This window comes from Erythrobacter sp. JB3-1 (assembly GCF_057364995.1).
The window spans coordinates 1,505,277-1,521,600 of the sequence record NZ_CP200289.1 but is presented as its reverse complement, the minus strand read 5'-3'; the positions used below and the strand labels follow the sequence as shown (position 1 = coordinate 1,521,600).

General features: G+C 58.8%; 16 protein-coding genes. 9 read left to right on the top strand and 7 right to left on the bottom strand.

Annotated features, from left to right (window positions below):
* Positions 1–4 precede the first annotated feature (4 nt).
* Together trpS and AC0V6M_RS07240 are read left to right on the top strand one after the other, a co-directional pair.
* Entirely contained in the window at positions 5–1,021 is a 1,017-nt protein-coding gene (gene trpS / locus AC0V6M_RS07245) for a tryptophan--tRNA ligase (protein ID WP_486138148.1), read from the top strand.
* A gap of 232 nt (positions 1,022–1,253) precedes the next feature.
* The gene (locus AC0V6M_RS07240) at positions 1,254–1,985 is read left to right on the top strand and encodes a DUF4136 domain-containing protein (protein WP_486138147.1); all 732 of its coding nucleotides are present in this window, start codon (positions 1,254–1,256) and stop codon (positions 1,983–1,985) included.
* Positions 1,986–2,076: 91 nt separating this feature from the next.
* On the opposite strand, the gene dut is transcribed toward AC0V6M_RS07240, so the two are convergent.
* From dut to AC0V6M_RS07220, 4 genes are all read right to left on the bottom strand, one after another.
* Positions 2,077–2,535, bottom strand: a complete 459-nt coding sequence (gene dut, locus AC0V6M_RS07235; protein ID WP_486138146.1) for a dUTP diphosphatase — start codon at positions 2,533–2,535, stop codon at positions 2,077–2,079.
* A complete protein-coding gene (locus tag AC0V6M_RS07230) occupies positions 2,532–4,235 on the bottom strand; it encodes a bifunctional phosphopantothenoylcysteine decarboxylase/phosphopantothenate synthase (RefSeq protein WP_486138145.1) in 1,704 nt (567 codons plus the stop codon). Before AC0V6M_RS07230 ends, dut begins: the two co-directional genes overlap by 4 nt.
* Before the next feature lie 200 nt (positions 4,236–4,435).
* Complete coding sequence (gene ubiB, locus AC0V6M_RS07225) at positions 4,436–5,998, bottom strand: 2-polyprenylphenol 6-hydroxylase (RefSeq protein ID WP_486138144.1); 1,563 nt, start codon at positions 5,996–5,998, stop codon at positions 4,436–4,438.
* A 1-nt stretch (position 5,999) separates the two neighbouring features.
* Positions 6,000–6,746: a class I SAM-dependent methyltransferase gene (locus AC0V6M_RS07220; RefSeq protein ID WP_486138143.1), complete on the bottom strand. Its 747-nt coding sequence runs from the start codon at positions 6,744–6,746 to the stop codon at positions 6,000–6,002.
* A gap of 106 nt (positions 6,747–6,852) precedes the next feature.
* On the opposite strand from AC0V6M_RS07220, the gene mutM reads away from it, so the two are divergent.
* From mutM to AC0V6M_RS07200, 4 genes are all read left to right on the top strand, one after another.
* A complete protein-coding gene (mutM, locus tag AC0V6M_RS07215) occupies positions 6,853–7,668 on the top strand; it encodes a bifunctional DNA-formamidopyrimidine glycosylase/DNA-(apurinic or apyrimidinic site) lyase (protein WP_486138142.1) in 816 nt (271 codons plus the stop codon).
* 185 nt (positions 7,669–7,853) lie between these two features.
* Entirely contained in the window at positions 7,854–8,114 is a 261-nt protein-coding gene (gene rpsT, locus AC0V6M_RS07210) for a 30S ribosomal protein S20 (RefSeq protein ID WP_472640822.1), read from the top strand.
* Positions 8,115–8,542: 428 nt separating this feature from the next.
* On the top strand, positions 8,543–10,006 hold the full coding sequence (dnaA, locus tag AC0V6M_RS07205) for a chromosomal replication initiator protein DnaA (protein ID WP_486138141.1): 1,464 nt from the start codon (positions 8,543–8,545) through the stop codon (positions 10,004–10,006).
* Between the two features lie 144 nt (positions 10,007–10,150).
* Positions 10,151–10,939: a HesA/MoeB/ThiF family protein gene (locus tag AC0V6M_RS07200; protein ID WP_486138140.1), complete on the top strand. Its 789-nt coding sequence runs from the start codon at positions 10,151–10,153 to the stop codon at positions 10,937–10,939.
* A gap of 33 nt (positions 10,940–10,972) precedes the next feature.
* On the opposite strand, the gene AC0V6M_RS07195 is transcribed toward AC0V6M_RS07200, so the two are convergent.
* The 3 genes from AC0V6M_RS07195 to AC0V6M_RS07185 all read right to left on the bottom strand — a co-directional run bounded on the left by AC0V6M_RS07195 (position 10,973) and on the right by AC0V6M_RS07185 (position 13,648).
* A complete protein-coding gene (locus AC0V6M_RS07195; protein ID WP_486138139.1) occupies positions 10,973–12,496 on the bottom strand; it encodes a methyl-accepting chemotaxis protein in 1,524 nt (507 codons plus the stop codon).
* Complete coding sequence (locus AC0V6M_RS07190) at positions 12,483–12,833, bottom strand: hypothetical protein (protein ID WP_486138138.1); 351 nt, start codon at positions 12,831–12,833, stop codon at positions 12,483–12,485. Before AC0V6M_RS07190 ends, AC0V6M_RS07195 begins: the two co-directional genes overlap by 14 nt.
* A 113-nt stretch (positions 12,834–12,946) precedes the next feature.
* Positions 12,947–13,648 (bottom strand): NAD-dependent deacylase, encoded by a 702-nt coding sequence (locus tag AC0V6M_RS07185; protein WP_486138137.1) that lies wholly within the window; start codon positions 13,646–13,648, stop codon positions 12,947–12,949.
* 34 nt (positions 13,649–13,682) lie between these two features.
* Here AC0V6M_RS07185 and dapB point away from each other — a divergent pair, with 34 nt between their 5' ends.
* From dapB to nth, 3 genes are read left to right on the top strand one after another with little or no spacing between them, the layout of a single operon-like run.
* Positions 13,683–14,414, top strand: a complete 732-nt coding sequence (gene dapB, locus AC0V6M_RS07180) for a 4-hydroxy-tetrahydrodipicolinate reductase (RefSeq protein WP_486138136.1) — start codon at positions 13,683–13,685, stop codon at positions 14,412–14,414.
* 22 nt (positions 14,415–14,436) lie between these two features.
* Complete coding sequence (locus AC0V6M_RS07175; RefSeq protein WP_486138135.1) at positions 14,437–15,633, top strand: M48 family metallopeptidase; 1,197 nt, start codon at positions 14,437–14,439, stop codon at positions 15,631–15,633.
* Positions 15,630–16,280 carry an endonuclease III gene (gene nth / locus AC0V6M_RS07170; RefSeq protein ID WP_486138134.1) on the top strand — a complete coding sequence of 217 codons (651 nt, stop codon included), beginning with the start codon at positions 15,630–15,632 and terminating at the stop codon, positions 16,278–16,280. The genes AC0V6M_RS07175 and nth overlap by 4 nt, the downstream gene beginning before the upstream one ends.
* Positions 16,281–16,324: the final 44 nt, after the last annotated feature.

Below are 16,324 nucleotides of genomic sequence, written 5' to 3'. Positions count from 1 at the left end.
TCCCATGCAAGTCGTCTCCGGCATTCAGCCCACCGGCAATCTTCACCTCGGCAATTACCTGGGGGCGATCCGAAATTGGGTGAAGATGCAGGACGACATTGGTGAGAACGGCGAATGCCTGTTCTTTCTGGCCGATCTGCATGCCATTTCGCTGCCGCATGATCCGGCCCAGTTGAAGCAATCAACGCTTGAGATGACGGCAGCCTTGGTCGCTTGCGGGGTTGATCCTTCACGCTCAGTTCTGTTCAACCAAGCGCAGGTTCCCGCCCATGCAGAGATGCAATGGCTGCTGAACGGAACAGCGCGGATGGGCTGGCTCAACCGCATGACGCAGTGGAAGGATAAGTCGGGCAAGAACCGTGAAGGGCAATCGATTGCCCTGTTCACCTATCCCGTCCTGCAGGCCGCAGACGTCTTGCTGTATCAGGCGACTCATGTGCCGGTAGGCGATGACCAGAAACAGCATCTGGAGCTAGCGCGCGACATTGCGCAGAAATTCAACACTGATTTCGCCAGCGAAGACGCACCAGTTTTCACCCTGCCCGATCCCTATATTCCGCCAGAAGCCGCGCGGATCATGTCGCTGCGCGATGGCACGGCCAAGATGAGCAAGTCGGATCCTTCGGACCTCAGCCGCATCAATCTGACCGATGATGCCGACACGATCATGAAGAAGGTGAAGAAGGCAAAGACCGATCCAGAGCCGCTGCCTAGTGAGCTTGAGGGGCTGGAAGGCCGCGCAGAAGCGCTAAACCTGGTGAGTATCTTTGCCTCGCTGGCAGGCGTCAGCAAAGAGCAAGTGCTGGTCGACTTCGGCGGGCAAGGGTTCGGCGCGTTCAAGCCTGCCCTCGGCGAGCTGTTGACCGAGAGCTTTGCGCCGGTGACCGCGCGTTTCCGAGAGTTGATGCAGGACCGCGAGGCGCTCGATGCGATCCTTGCCAAAGGCGCAGCGAAAGCGCGTGAGCGCAGCGCGCCAACACTCAAGGCAACTTACGAAGCGCTCGGCCTTGTACGCGGATAAGGACAAGTACGGAGACGGCCAACAATCACATTCTGGACGCTGTGAACCGCACGATTCAGTCATCGCGCGTTCAAAAAGGGTTCAGGCCACGTCTTTACACTTAGGCTTGCTGATGACAGCTTGCCGACTCGATGATGGGATTCGCACCAGAACTTTATGGCGCGAGTGAAGGGAAATGGCGGCGGCAAACCATGAGCCTTTGAAAGCCATGTGAGTGATAAGAGGTAATGCCATGACCAATTCCGATACATCCTCGGCAAAAACGCCGGGCCGCACGCTAGTGAAACGTTTAGGACGCGCGAGCGTACCAATCCTGCTGCTCAGCCTCGCGGCCTGCGCCACGCCGTTTAAAGCCGATGTCTCGCGCTTCCAGAGCGCGCTTCCGGCGCCGACTGGCCAGACATTTGCCGTTGTTGCGGATGATCCCAAGCTGGCTGGCGGTCTTGAATTCGCGCAATATGCCGATTTCGTCGAAGCCGAGATGGAGCGCCTAGGCTATTCGCAAGCCGAGCCTGAGGCCGCGAATCTGCTGGTGCGCTTCGACTACGGAATCGACAAGGGCCGCGAGCGAATTCGCACCACCAACGCTGGCTTTGCTGGCGACCCCTATTTCAGCCCTTGGTATGGACGATTTGGCCGGCGCGGATTTTACCGCGGCCGCGGTTTCCATCGCAGCCGGTTTGGCGGCGCGTGGGGATTTGGCTTCTATGACCCATGGTTTGGCGGCCCCGAGGTACGCAGCATCACGGTCTATACCAGCGGCATCGATATGAAGATCGACAGCACGGCAACCGGCGAACGCCTCTTTGAAGGCAAAGCGCAAGCTGTCTCCAGCTCGAACCGATTGCAATATCTGGTTCCGAACCTCGTGGATGCGATGTTCACAGACTTCCCCGGCAATTCAGGTGAGACTTTGCGCATCACCATCAAGCCAGAAAGCAAAAAGGTCCGCCGCACCGACTAATCCGGCGGCTGATCAACCCTTTTCCCTTGGACGGGATTTGAAGAGGCGGTGCTGGAAACGGCGCCGCCTTTTTGCGTTTGGGGCGTGCTAGCTAGAGCTTCTCGTGTCCGCCGGTGGAGCCAAAGCCGCCTGCGCCGCGTTCCGTCGCATCGAGCTCTTCGACCTCTACCCATGAGCCTTGTGTAACGGGGGCCAGCACCAGCTGAGCAACCCGGTCGCCGCGTGCGATGGGAAAGGGTTCGTTGCCGTGATTGATCATGATGACCTTTAGCTCACCGCGATAATCGGAGTCGATTGTGCCCGGCGTATTGGGCACGGTGATCCCATGCTTCAGCGCGAGGCCAGAGCGCGGGCGCACCTGAATTTCAAACCCCTTGGGAATGGCAACCGCAAGACCGGTTGCAACGGCGTGGCGCGCGCCTGGATCAATGGTCACATCTTCTGCTGAAACAATATCCATGCCCGCTGCGCCGTCTGTGGCGTATGCTGGCAAGGGTAGGCCCTCCCCATGAGGCAGACGTTTGAGTTCTACCGATACGTGCGAAGTCACTCGGCGGCCTCAGCGGTCAAAGTCTCTGCGATGCGCTCAACCAGAGCCAGAGCGACGGCGCGCTTAGGCATCTTGTCGAGGCTCTCCACGCCTTCGCTCGAGACGATATGGACGGTGTTTTCATTGCCGCCCATCACATCGCCGGACACGTCGTTTGCGACGATCCAGTCAGCGGCCTTGCGCTTGCGCTTCTTCTTCGCGTTTTCGAGCACGTTTTCGGTCTCAGCGGCAAAGCCAACCACCAGTTCGGGGCGATTGGCGCCAGCGGCAAGATTGGTGAGAATGTCTGGGTTTTCCGTCAGCATCAGAACCGGCGGAGCCGACCCGCGCTTCTTCATCTTCTCAGACGTGTATTCTTTCGGCTTCCAATCAGCGACAGCGGCCACCATCACGGCAGCATCTGCGGGCAGAGCCGCTTTCACACGCTCAGACATTTGCGCAGCGCTCTCAACGTCAATCCGGTCAACACCGGCGGGCGTTTGCAGCGCGACAGGTCCAGCCACCAGCGTGACCTTCGCGCCCAGCGCCGCCGCAGCCGCCGCAATGGCGAAGCCTTGCTTACCGCTTGAGCGATTGGCAATGTAGCGCACAGGATCGAGCGATTCCCACGTCGGCCCGGCGGTCACCAGCACATGGCGACCCTCCAGCGGACGGTAGTTCGGATCGATATCAAAGCCGCCGCCGCCCAGCGCATCATCCAGCGCGGCTTGAACGCCGTCTTCCAATGATGCCATTTGCCCGGTCAGCTCAGGCGCAGCCTTGCGCTTGTCGACTTCGTGGTTGATCGCGCTTGGATCCATTGGCGGTGCAGCACCAGCTCCGCCCTTCTTGGCGAGCAGAGGCCCGCCAAAGTCTGGATTGAACTCAGGCGTTTCTTCGATCTCGCCTTCATCGGCCAGCTCAGCCGCCTCCGCATCATCGAGATCAGCCGCTTCGACATATTCGGTCTCGATCTCTTCATGCGTGCGTTTCGCGGTCGAGCGCGGAATGATCATCGACAGCAATCCGCCAAGACCGCCGCTTTTGCTTTCGGAATCTTCTTCTTCGTATTCCGGTTCCGGCTCAATCGCCTCGACTTCATACTCCTCGTCCGGCCCATCATTGGCGGGCACAGCGACAGGAGTGGTCGCTGGCGCAGCAGGCTCTTCGACTTCAATGTCAAAGTATGAGGCAATTTCGCGCCAGATCGCATCCGGCTCTGGCAGGCGGCCATAGCCGAACTCGCCGCAGGCCATTGGCCCTTCATCGGGGTCCAGCACATTGACACCGGCCTGGCGCAGCCATTCGATATTGCGCTGGGTCGCCTCATGCTCCCACATGCGTACGTTCATCGCCGGCACAGCCATCACTGGCTTGTCGGTGGCAAGGATCAAAGTGGTCGCAAGATCATCGGCAATGCCTGATGACATTTTGGCCAAAAGATCAGCCGTCGCCGGGCACACGACCACAAGGTCGGCCTCGCGGCTCAGCTCGATATGACCCATCTCGACCTCGTTCTTGAGATCCCAAAGATTGGAGTAAACTTGATTTTCGCTCAAAGCGGCGAGCGACATGGGCGTGACGAATTGCTGACCGCCTTTGGTCACCACACAGGTGACATCGCCGCCGCCTTTGCGGATCAGGCGAACCAGCTCGCAAGCCTTGTAAGCGGCAATTCCGCCGCCCACGACCAACAGGATTTTCGGCCGTGTTTCGGTCATTTTTGCGTCCTCACACATAGACTTACACATGGGCCGGGCAAGCAAACAATCACTCGCTTCACTCCCTCACATCACGTTAACGCTGTCCCAGAACCTAGACGTACAGCGTCCTTGGGCCAAGCCCAAGAGCGTTCCATGGGATACAATGGTTAATTAAGCTTGATCAATGGGGCACTAAATCAAGTAAAATCAGCGAGAATTCAACCAATCAAACCCAGTGCCACCGCGCCAAACATCGCGCCTGCCCCGGCAGCGCCTGCGACAAGGTACCCAAACACACCGCCGCCCTCGCGTGGTTTGCGGTCGGTCATCAGGGGCACATCGGGCAGCGGAGGCTGCTCTGGCGCGCCGCCTTTCGCTGGGAAGCGGTCTTCTATCCGGCGGATCAAATCGGGCAGGCGCAGAAACGTTTGCGTGTCTTCCTTGATCCGTTCCGCAACCGCGGCCTCTGGCCCCAATTCGTCGCGGATCCAGCCGCGCACATAAGGCGCCGATGTGTCCCACATATTGATCTCAGGGTTGAGCTGCGTCGCTATGCCTTCGACCATCACCATGGTCTTTTGCAGCAGCAGCAGATGCGGCTGTGTTTGCATGTCGAAATCGCGCGTGATCGCAAACAGCCCGTCGAGCATTTGCCCGACGCTAAGCTCGCTCACAGGTTTGCCGCGCATCGGCTCGCCCACAGCGCGCAATGCCGTCGCAAACTCACCAACCGAGTGGTAGCTCGGCACATATTGCGCCTCGAAATGAATTTCGGCCACGCGCTTATAATTGCCTGTTGTCAGTCCATAGAGGATCTCTGCGAGCCATTGCCGCGCGCGCCGATCAATCCGGCCCATGATGCCAAAATCAATCGCGACGATCGTGCCGTCTTCCTCAACGAACAGATTGCCCTGGTGCATGTCGGCATGGAAGAAACCGGCGCTGATCGCCTGCGTCAGGAACGATATCACCAGTCGTTCGGCAATATGCGGCAAGTCCTGACCCTGCGCTTTCAGCTCTTCAATCCGGCTGATCTTCACCGCGTTGATCCACTCAACCGTCAGGACGCGGCCATTGGTGCGGTCCCAATCGATCTCCGGGATGCGGTATCCCTCGATCCCGGCCATGCCCTCCGCCAGCTCAGATGCAGAGGCCGCCTCGCGCCGCAGATCCAGCTCGCTGTTGGTCCAACGTTTGAAATTGGCAATCGTCAGGCGCGGACGCAGGCGTTCCGCTTCGCCGCCAAAGGCCTCAAGGTGCGCCGCCGCCCATTCATAGGTTTGAATATCGCGCGCAAACTTCTCGCGGATTCCGGGCCGCAGCACTTTGATCGCCACTTCGCGGCCATCCGTGGTCACGCCCTTGTGAACTTGAGCGATGGACGCCGCGCCAACTGGGTCAGGGTCAATTTCGCGAAACAGAGTCTCCAGCGGAACGCCAAAGCTCGCCGCGATTGAGGCTTCGATTTCGGAAAATGGCACTGGCGGCAGATTGTCCTGTAGGCTGAGCAGATTATTCGCCGCTTCCTCGCCCACAATATCGGGCCGGGTGGCCAATGATTGCCCAAGCTTGATCGCTGCCGGGCCAATCGCGCGGAAGGCTCCGGCATAGTCGGGCGTGCCTGATTTGCCTGTGAAGGATATCCAGCGCGCTAGCTTAACCAAGCGCCGCACCGGCGGCGGAGCATTGGGATCATTCTCAATCCCGACCAGCGCGCGGCGCCGAGCGAGCGTGATGCCCCACTTTAGCAGGCGGAAAAGATGCGTGGCGGGCTGCGTCACCCTAGATCTTCCACCCCGAATGAATGGCCACAGCGCCGCCCAGGATCGGCTCCACCTTAGTGTTGGCAAAGCCCGCATCGCGGATCATCTGCTCAAACTCCGGCATTTTCGGGAAACGGCGGATGGATTCGGCGAGATAGCGATAGCTCTCTTCATCTTGAGCGATGACCTTGCCCATCTTCGGCATGATCTTATGCGAGTAGACGTCATAGACCTCTTTGAAGCCCGGCCATTCCGTGGTCGAAAACTCCATGCAGAAAAAACGTCCGCCTGGACGCAGGACGCGGCTTGCCTCACGCAGCGCCTTTGGAATGTCGGTCACATTGCGAATGCCAAATACGATTGTGTAAGCATCAAAACTGCTAGAGGCGAAGTTGAGTTCCTCAGCATTCTGGCATGACCAGACCAGCGAGCCCTCATCATCCTTCAGGCCGCGATCCATCGCCCGCTCAACGCCGACATCGAGCATATCCTGATTGATATCGCACACGGTGATCGCTGCGCCGCTGGGCGCCATGCGAAAGGCGATGTCACCCGTGCCGCCTGCCATGTCGAGGATCGTCTCACCCGTCTGCGGCTTCACCCGCCGCACAAAGCGGTCTTTCCACAAGCGGTGCATGCCGCCCGACATCGCGTCATTCATGATGTCATACTTGCTCGCGACGCTGGAGAATACGTCGCCAACACGGCGGGTCTTTTCCTCTGGGGCCACTTCTTCGTAACCGAAGGATACTGTCTTTTCGCTCATAGCGCAGAGCCTTAGGGAAGTTTGTGCAGCGCGCAAAGCTTGTTAGAGCGCTATTTTTGTGGGAGCGGGTGGCTTCGGTTAGCGAGTGACAGCGAGCCTAAGAACGATGCCTGAATTACCAGAAGTTGAAACCACCGTTCGCGGGCTAGAGCGCTTTATGCTGGGCGAGCGCATCGCGCGCGTCCAATTGAACCGCCCCAACCTGCGCCGCCCCTTCCCGCCAGACTTGGTGCAAGTGATGACTGGCGCGGTCATCACTGGATTGTCGCGGCGCGCGAAATACGGCCTCATTGATATCGATCGCGGCCAGTCGATGGTCTTCCATCTGGGCATGAGCGGGCGCTGGCGAATCGATCCGGAGGAACCGGACAAGCACGACCACCTGATCATTGAGACAGACGACCATCAATTTGCCCTGTGCGATCCGCGCCGGTTCGGTTCGGTTGATCTGCTGCCAAGCGATGCACTGGAGCGGTGGCCGCAATTTGCAAGCCTTGGGCCGGAGCCATTGGGCGATGGGTTAAGCGTGGAGCACCTGAAAGCGGCGCTGAAAGGCAAGACCCAGTCGATCAAACTGTGCCTGCTGGACCAGAGGATTATCGCCGGGCTTGGCAATATCTATGTGTGCGAGGCGCTGTGGCGCTCTGGCATTCATCCGCGCAAGCAAGGCGGCAAGGTGACAAAGCCGCAGCCGGCACGGCTCGTTCCGGCCATTCGCGAGGTGCTGGAGACATCAATCCGCGATGGCGGCTCCACTTTGCGGGATTATGCGCAGCCCGACGGCGAGCTGGGCTATTTCGCAACGCGGTTTGATGTCTATGACCGCACCGGCGAGGCCTGCCACCATAAGGATGGCGGGACGATCAAGCGTATCGCGCAAGGCGGGCGCAGCACGTGGTTCTGCCCCAAGTGTCAAAAGTGAGCGCGCTGGATTGATGCGGCCTCAGCCAGGATCGCACCAAAATCATTGACGATTCGCAAGGCTGGCCCTATGTGCCGCGTTTTCCGGCGTACGGGTGAATTCCTGAGCGCCGATTCTTCGAGCAACCGATATTAGAGATCAGGCCATCCTTGGTGGCCCGCAGAAACCGCGAGACAGACACAGATATGGCCAATACGCCGCAAGCCCGCAAACGCATCCGCCGCAACAATCGCCGTGCGGAAATCAACACCGCCCGCATGAGCCGCATTCGCGGCTTCGTGAAGAAGGTCGAGGCCGCTTGCGAAGCTGGCGACAAGCCTGCTGCTGCTGAAGCGCTTAAAGCTGCTCAGCCTGAAATGGCTCGCGGCGTTGCTCGCGGTGTCATGCACAAAAACACAGTCGCGCGGAAAATGTCGCGCCTCTCAAAACGAGTCGCTGCGCTCTGATTCGCACCCACTCACATCCGTATTTTTGCGGAGAATTATACATAAGGGTCGGGCCGTAGTGGCGCGGCCCTTTTTGTTTGTGCGGCACATGACAAAGCTGACACACTAATAGCGCAGGATTCCCCGCGATTCGCAGGGTCATAAACCAAAAATTAAAGGTAATTCAGAGCGTTGAACGGAGGCCTGCGGGTCACAGCCGAGTCAACACAAATATTTCTGTTTTTTTACATTATGCACCCTTGCCTCGAGGTGAAATCCATAGGTACATCATGCCTGACTCGGGGCGGGACAGCCCGGGTTTTTAAAGTTTGAATGAAGAGGGGAAACCCGGATCTTTCGATTCCGGGTCATGGGAAGGCTTTGCCTGTCATGAAGTTGGGGAAACGCTCCAGATCAGCAGCTCTGGAGTTGGTACAGGATTACGTACGATGGCTCATAAAATAGAAAAGGCGCGGTCTACGCGTCGGAAAGCAGATGACGACTTGATGGAAGATTCCGAAGCTGTGAACCTCGCTGCAGATTGGTCAGATATCAGCCAAGGACTTCGCAAGGATCTGGGCCATCAATTGCACAGCCAATGGATCAAACCGATTCAGGTTGGCGGCATTGATAAAGAGACCGGTACGCTCGATCTGTTTTTGCCCACTGAGTTTTCGGCCAATTGGGTCCAAGACCGGTTTCATGACCGTTTGCAACTCGCATGGAAGATCGCGCGCAGCGAAGTCCGCAATGTTCGCGTGCAGGTTCACCCCGGACGCCGCCAATTGCCAGAGCTGCGGCTCGACAATGGCCGCCGGCCAGCCAATGATGCGGATGCCAGTGCGATCGCAATGGCTGCCGGCACAATCGGCGATGCAGGCTTCACCAGCTCCGTAGGGCTCGACCCGTCGCTGACTTTTGCCGCCTTCGTCACGGGCGAGGCCAATGTGCTCGCTTGCAACGCTGCGCAGCGTATGGCCGCAACCGAACAGCCGCAATTTTCACCGCTCTATCTGAAGGCTGCGACCGGTCAGGGTAAGACGCACCTGCTCCACGCGATTGGCCATGCATTCCTGCAAGCCCACCCGCGCGCCCGGATTTTCTACTGTTCAGCTGAGCGCTTCATGGTCGAATTCGTCCAAGCGCTTAAAGCGAACCAGATGATCGAGTTTAAAGCGCGGCTGCGCAGCTTTGATCTGCTGCTGGTTGACGATATTCAATTCATCATCGGCAAGGCGAGCGCTCAAGAAGAGCTGCTTTATACGATCGATGCGCTTCTAGCTGAGGGCAAACGCCTGGTCTTTGCCGCTGACCGCGCACCTCAGGCGCTCGACGGGGTCGAACCGCGTCTCCTCAGCCGTCTGTCGATGGGTCTGGTTGCCGATATCCAAGCGGCCGACATTGAACTGCGCCGCAAGATCCTGGAATCGAAACTCACTCGTTTTGCGCCGCTTAATGTGCCAGACGATGTGATCGATTTCCTCGCCCGTACCATCACGCGCAACATTCGCGAGCTGGTGGGCGGCCTTAACAAGCTGATCGCTTATGCGCAGCCGACCGGCCAAGAGGTTTCACTCCAGCTCGCCGAAGAACAGCTGACTGATATTCTGTCGGCCAATCGCCGCCGGATCACGATTGATGAGATTCAGCGCACGGTCTGCCAATTCTATCGGATCGACCGCAGCGAGATGTCGTCCAAGCGCCGCGCCCGCGCCGTTGTTCGGCCGCGCCAGGTGGCGATGTATCTTGCCAAGGTGCTGACACCGCGCAGTTACCCTGAGATTGGCCGCAAATTTGGCGGCCGCGACCACTCCACGGTTATCCACGCTGTGCGGCTGATCGAAGATCTGCGCACCCGCGATGCGGATATGGATGGCGATGTACGCAGCCTTCTGCGCCGGCTGGAGAGCTGAGTTTAGCGCTCTCAGAAGCGCTCTGAGCCTAACCGTTTAGCGCACAGCATCTGCACAACTGCTCAACAGTCTGTCGACAGGGTCATCAACAGCCCTGCCCACAGGCTGTCGACAGGTTGTAAACATGATGCCAACAGGCAGTGCATGACTGTTTCCAGCGCCTTATCCTCTGCCCGCCTTGATCGCTTTGCGCGCCATATCGTGCTGCCAGAGATTGGCGGCGCGGGTCAGGTTGCGCTGGCTAGCAAGCATATCGCGATGATCGGGCTCGGCGGGATTGGATCGCCAGCGCTGCAATATCTCGCGGCCAGCGGCATCGGGCGCTTCACACTAGTCGATGATGATGTTGTTGATGCCAGCAATCTCCAGCGTCAGACCATTTTTTCCTCCCGCGATGTTGGCCACGGAAAGGCCGTCTCAGCCCGCCGGTGGCTGGCAAACTTCGATGATGAGACCGACGCGGAGATTTCCGACAAGCGCATTGATCCGCATAACGCGCACGGCCTGATTGCCAGCGCTGATCTCGTGCTGGATGGCACAGACAATTTCGCAACCCGCTTGGCTGTATCGGATGCCTGCGTCACGGCCGGTGTGCCGCTGCTCAGCGCCGCCGTTGGCCGCTTTCAGGGACAAGTTGGTGCCTTTGCGGGCCACCTTGCTGACCATGCCTGCTATCGCTGCTTCGTCGGCGATGCGTTTGATGCTGAGGATTGCGACACCTGCGCAGAGGACGGGATGCTGGGCGCGATGGCGGGATGGGCGGGCAGCTTTGCGGCCATGCAGGCGGTGCGCGTTTTGCTGAGCGGTGTGAGCGCCTTTGGCGATCCGCAATGGGGCAAGGTTCACATCCTGGATGGCATGAAGCCAGGCATGCGCACGCTCAGCATCGCCAAAGACCCAGCATGCAAAGGCTGTGGGCCCTCAGCCGCCTAAGCCCCTGCAAAAGCCTGGCAACTCAACGCTGCGTTACGCTGCCATTTGCTCGGTTTCCTCATCAAAGCCGGCGCTATAGCTGAAGTGAGAGACGCATTGCTTCAGCTCCTGAGCGCGGCTCGATAGCTCCAAAGACGCCGCGTTGCTTTCTTCCGCCATCGCCGCGTTCTGCTGCATCGCCTGATCCAGCAAGCTCATCGCGCGATTGATTTCGTCAATGCCGCCCAAGGTTGTGTCTGATTTCTCAGCGATCTGGTCGATCCTGGCGGTGATATCGCTGATCTGGGTGACAACGCCGCCGAGCAGAGCGACCATTTGTTGGACGCGTTCGACACCATCGGTGATCTCGCTGTTGGATTGTTCGATCAGCTCCTTAATCGCAGTCGCCGATTCGCCGGAGCGTTGAGCGAGTTCGCGCACCTCATTGGCTACCACAGCAAAGCCCTTGCCAGCATCGCCTGCACGCGCAGCCTCAACACCGGCATTGAGCGCCAAGAGATTGGTCTGAAACGCAATGGAATCGATAAAGGCGACCATCTCGACGACTTTGGAGGACGAGCTTTCAATGCGCCGCATCGCTTCTGCTGCGCCCTCGATCACCTCGCTGCCACGGTCCGCCTCGCCTTTTGCGCCAAGAGCGGTTTCACGGGTCTCGCTCCACATTTTTGAACTTTCCTGGAAATCTTCGAGCAGCTCAGTTGTCGTGCGAGAGACCGCCTCAATAGAAGAGGATTGTTGCTCTGTCTGGGTCGCCAAATGATCGGATGCCTCCTTCATTTCCCGCGATCCATCCGCGACCCGGTCGGCGGTGATGACGACAGTGCCGACAACCTGCTCCAGCTCTGAACAGGTCTTGTTGAGCATTTCACGCGCTGGCTCATAATCCGCCGGAAACGGTTCCGTTAGCCGGTCTGACAAATTGCCAGAAGCGAGTGCTGCAAGACGGTGACTCATTCCGTCCAGAACAAGGTCTTGCTCCGCTGCAATCCGAGCCCGCTCCGCCTTGGCCTCCTGATCCTGCTCATCCTGACGTTTTTTGGATTTTGTCAACCGGTCAAAGATCAATTCGAGCCGGGTGCACAGGACGATCAAGACGATCGCCTCCACCAAAACCACAAGCGCATGAAACAGAACGCGCATCAAATCCGTGCCGTCGGGAAACACATAGAGCGGAGCGACATAGTTGAGCAGCAGATGATGCACCGCCGTCACCAATGTCGCAGCGACAATCACCCGCCAGTCGGCCATGATCGCCAGCACCGCAAGGTACGCGAAAAAGGTCATGTGCATATCAACGAGCCAAACAGAATTCTTGGCTAGCGCTAGCAGCAGCGCTGCGAAGAGCGGCAAAGTCGCACCCAGCGCGATCCTGGAAACCGCATCAGTCTTGCCCGTCCAAGCGAGATAGGCGGGCAAAACGCACAAACACGCCGCCAGAGCGGCGTAGATATAGTCGCCTGTTTTGGCGCTCCAAACGGTGATTACGATAGCGCTCGCAACGACCAGAACGGTGATCAATTGCACGCCTTGTGCCCTGAGCTTATCAATCTCTTTCATGTTCATTATTCACCTCTGGAGGGGGAGTGCTTCGGCAGATTGCGCCGTCTGTCGCGATTGGCACCAAGCCCATTTTTACAGCTCGCAAAACGCTGATGTTGCTAGGGACAATGGCGATGAAAGCGCCTCCGCGCGCATCGAAGCTGAGCAGGCTTGTCTGTTCTTGCTCAAGCCATTGCAGGGCCCCTGCTGATTGCCTTTCGCCAAGCGGCACTAGGATCGCGGCCTCGCCAGCGCGCGGCCAAAAAACCGCGGCCACCATCACAAACACCGCAAGCAGGGCTTGCAATGAGAGCGCCATAATATGGCTGATAGAAATCTGGCCTTGTCGAGTCATAGTCAAGCGTATCTACTGCCTGAGTCCCTCTGAGCGCTTGCAAGCAAGCTCAGGGATTGCGCCTATACCAGCAGCAGACTTGTACAACTTTTGTAAGCTGGAATGGCGCCCGCCTATGCGCTGAGCACCTCATCGACCCACGCTGGCACCAAGATGCTGGCGGGACCGTGGCGAGCTTGCGCAAAATGATGCGTGCCCTCGCTTGGCTCCAAATTGAGCTCCACGGTATGCACGCCCGCTGCCTTCGCCTCCTGGACGAAACCGGCCGCTGGATAGACCGCACCGCTCGTCCCGATGCTAACGAAAACATCAGCGCTGAGCAGCGCCGCATAGATACGGTCCATCTGATACGGCATCTCGCCAAACCAGACGACGTCCGGGCGCAGGGCCGGTGCCTGGCACACGGGGCATGGCGGCCGGTCCGCCATCGGCGCATCCCATGGCGAGCGGACTTCGCAAGAGCTGCACAGCGCGCTTTTCAACTCGCCATGCATATGCAGCACATCACGCGAACCGCCGCGCTCGTGCAGATCATCGACATTCTGCGTCACCAGCAGCAATTCGCCCGCAAACTCTCGCTCAAGCCGGGCGAGCGCGCGGTGAGCATCATTTGGTTCCACCTTGGCCAGTGCCTCACGCCGCATATCGTAAAAGCCCAGCACCAGATCTGGATCGCGAGCAAAGCCCTCTGGCGTCGCCACGTCCTCCACCTTGTGCTGTTCCCACAGCCCGCCAGCAGAGCGAAATGTATCAATCCCGCTCTCGGCTGAAATTCCTGCGCCTGTCAGGATGACGATGCGTTCAATGTCTGCCATGAGGCCATCAAACACTTTGAATAGGTTGGTAGCAATGGCGCAAATCGGAATTATCGGCAGCAAGGGGCGTATGGGCGAGGCTTTGGCCCGGGCCATCGCGGATGCTGGCCACCAATTGGCAGGCGGCGTGGATCAAGGCGAGGCGCCAAGCCCGCTCGCCGCCCAGTCCGACGTGCTCGTGGACTTCTCCGCCCCCGCCGCTTTGCAAGCCAACCTAGACGCGGCGCAGGCCGCAGGCACTCCGATTGTGATTGGAACGACAGGCCTGGAGGCGGAGCATTTCACAGCGATCGACAAAGCGGCTGAGGTTATAGCCGTGCTTCAAACCGGCAACACGTCGCTGGGCGTCACCCTGCTGGCACACCTGGTGCGCGAGGCGTCGGCAAAGCTTGGTCCGGACTGGGATATTGAGGTGCTGGAAATGCACCACCGCCACAAGGTTGATGCCCCCTCTGGCACGGCCAAACTGCTCGGCGAGGCTGCGGCCGAAGGACGCGGAATTGATCTTGCGAGCCACACGGAGAGCGGACGCCACGGAAACACTGGCGCGCGGGCCGAAGGCGCAATCGGCTTTGCTGCCCTACGCGGCGGCAGCGTTGCCGGCGATCATAGCGTCATTCTGGCGGGGGATGAGGAGCGTATCACCCTATCGCACAGCGCAGAAAACCGCATGATCTTTGCGCGCGGCGCGGTGAAAGCAGCCGCTTGGCTGATCGAAACAGACGCTGGTCGATATTCAATGAACGACGTTCTGGGGCTTGGCTAAGTCCAAGACGGGGGAGGAATTTATGGCATTTGATCCGGCTGCGGCAACACAGGAATATATCGCAACGCTGAGCGAGGCAGAGCTGGAGCTCGCGCGCAGCTACACCACGGGCAATCACTGGTTGATCCTGGCTGGCCTGGTGGTCAGCGCACTCGTCACATGGCTGATCGTCAAAAGCGGTCTGCTCGAAAGAGTATTCGCGCGGTTCAGCGACCGGTGGCAAAATCTGCGTGTCTATTGTGTGGCGCTGGTGTTCTTGCTGCTCAATTCGCTGCTCTCACTGCCTTATTTGATCTACACCGATTGGTGGCGCGAGAGCCAGTATGGCCGCACCAGCCAGCCGTTGGCTGATTATTTGGGGCAAGCGGGTATTTCCACCCTGCTCACCGCAGTGGTCGGCGGATTGCTGCTGATGGGTGTCTATTTCCTCATCCGCAAAACGGGCAAGCTCTGGTGGGCATGGTCTGGCGCTTTGTTGGCTGCCTTCACCGCACTCACCTTGCTGCTTTCGCCCACGTTGATCGAACCGATTTTCAACGATTTCGAGCCTGTGCCAGAGGGCGAAGTGCGTGACGCAGTCTATGCGCTCGCCGAAGAAGCGGGCATCCCAACCGACCGCGTGTTCATGTTTGACGGATCGCGTCAGTCGAACAACTTTACCGCCAATGTCTCTGGCATCGGCAGCTCTGCCCGCATTGCGATTTCCGATGTCGCACTGGATCAGGCATCGCTCGACGAGGTGAAAGCCGTGACCGGCCACGAAATTGGCCACTATGTGCTGGGCCATGTCTGGCGCATTGTGATCGTGCTGAGCGTGATGGCGATGGTGGTGTTTTTCCTAACCGACCGCACCTACGCATGGTTCGCGCGAAGGTTCGGCAGTGATGCGCCGCTTTCGGATGTACGCGGGATCGCAGTGCTGTCTTTCGTGGTCGGACTGTTCTTTACGCTGGCAACACCGATCAACAATGCGCTCACGCGGATTGGTGAGCGAGAGGCGGATGCTTACTCGCTGCAAACCGTGAACCTGCCGGATGCACTGTCAGGTGCGCTCATCAAAACGGCGGAATATCGATATCCGCTGGCTGGATCGCTGGAAGAAACAATCTTCTACACTCACCCAAGTGTGGAGCGGCGCATTCGTACAGCGATGGAATGGAAAGCCGCCAATCCGCCAGAGACCGAGGCAGGACCAGAGACTGAAGCGTTGGCGCAATGACGAAAGACCAGATCTTCGAATTCTTCCGCCGTCTGGCTGAGGACAATCCAGAGCCTGAGACAGAGTTGGAATATGGCAACGCCTATCAGCTGGTGGTGGCCGTTGCCCTGTCTGCGCAGGCGACCGATGTGGGCGTGAACAAGGCGACGCGGGCGCTGTTTGCGAAAGTGAAGACACCGCAGCAGATGCTCGATCTGGGGCTGGAGGGCCTCACCGAGCACATCAAGACGATCGGTCTGTTCAACTCCAAGGCCAAAAATGTGATTGCGCTCTCGCAATTGCTGATCGACGAATATGGCGGCGAAGTTCCCGATACGCGCGAAGACCTCGTCCGGCTGCCCGGCGTGGGGCGCAAGACGGCTAATGTCGTGCTCAATTGCTGGTTCAAGCAAGAGACCTTTGCGGTCGACACGCACATCCTGCGGATGGGCAATCGTACGGGTCTGGCGAAGGGTAAAACGCCGGAGCAGGTCGAGGCAAAGCTAGAAAAGCGCGTGCCGCAGCCCTTCCGCCTGCACGCGCATCACTGGCTCATCCTGCATGGCCGCTATGTCTGCAAAGCGCGCACGCCGGAATGCTGGCGCTGTCGGCTGGTGGACCTATGCAGCTTTAGGAAGAAGGTGCTGGAGGCGCCGAAGGGGCGGTGAACATCAATCGGTGTCACAAGCGCGACAGATAGGAAAGTCAGAAG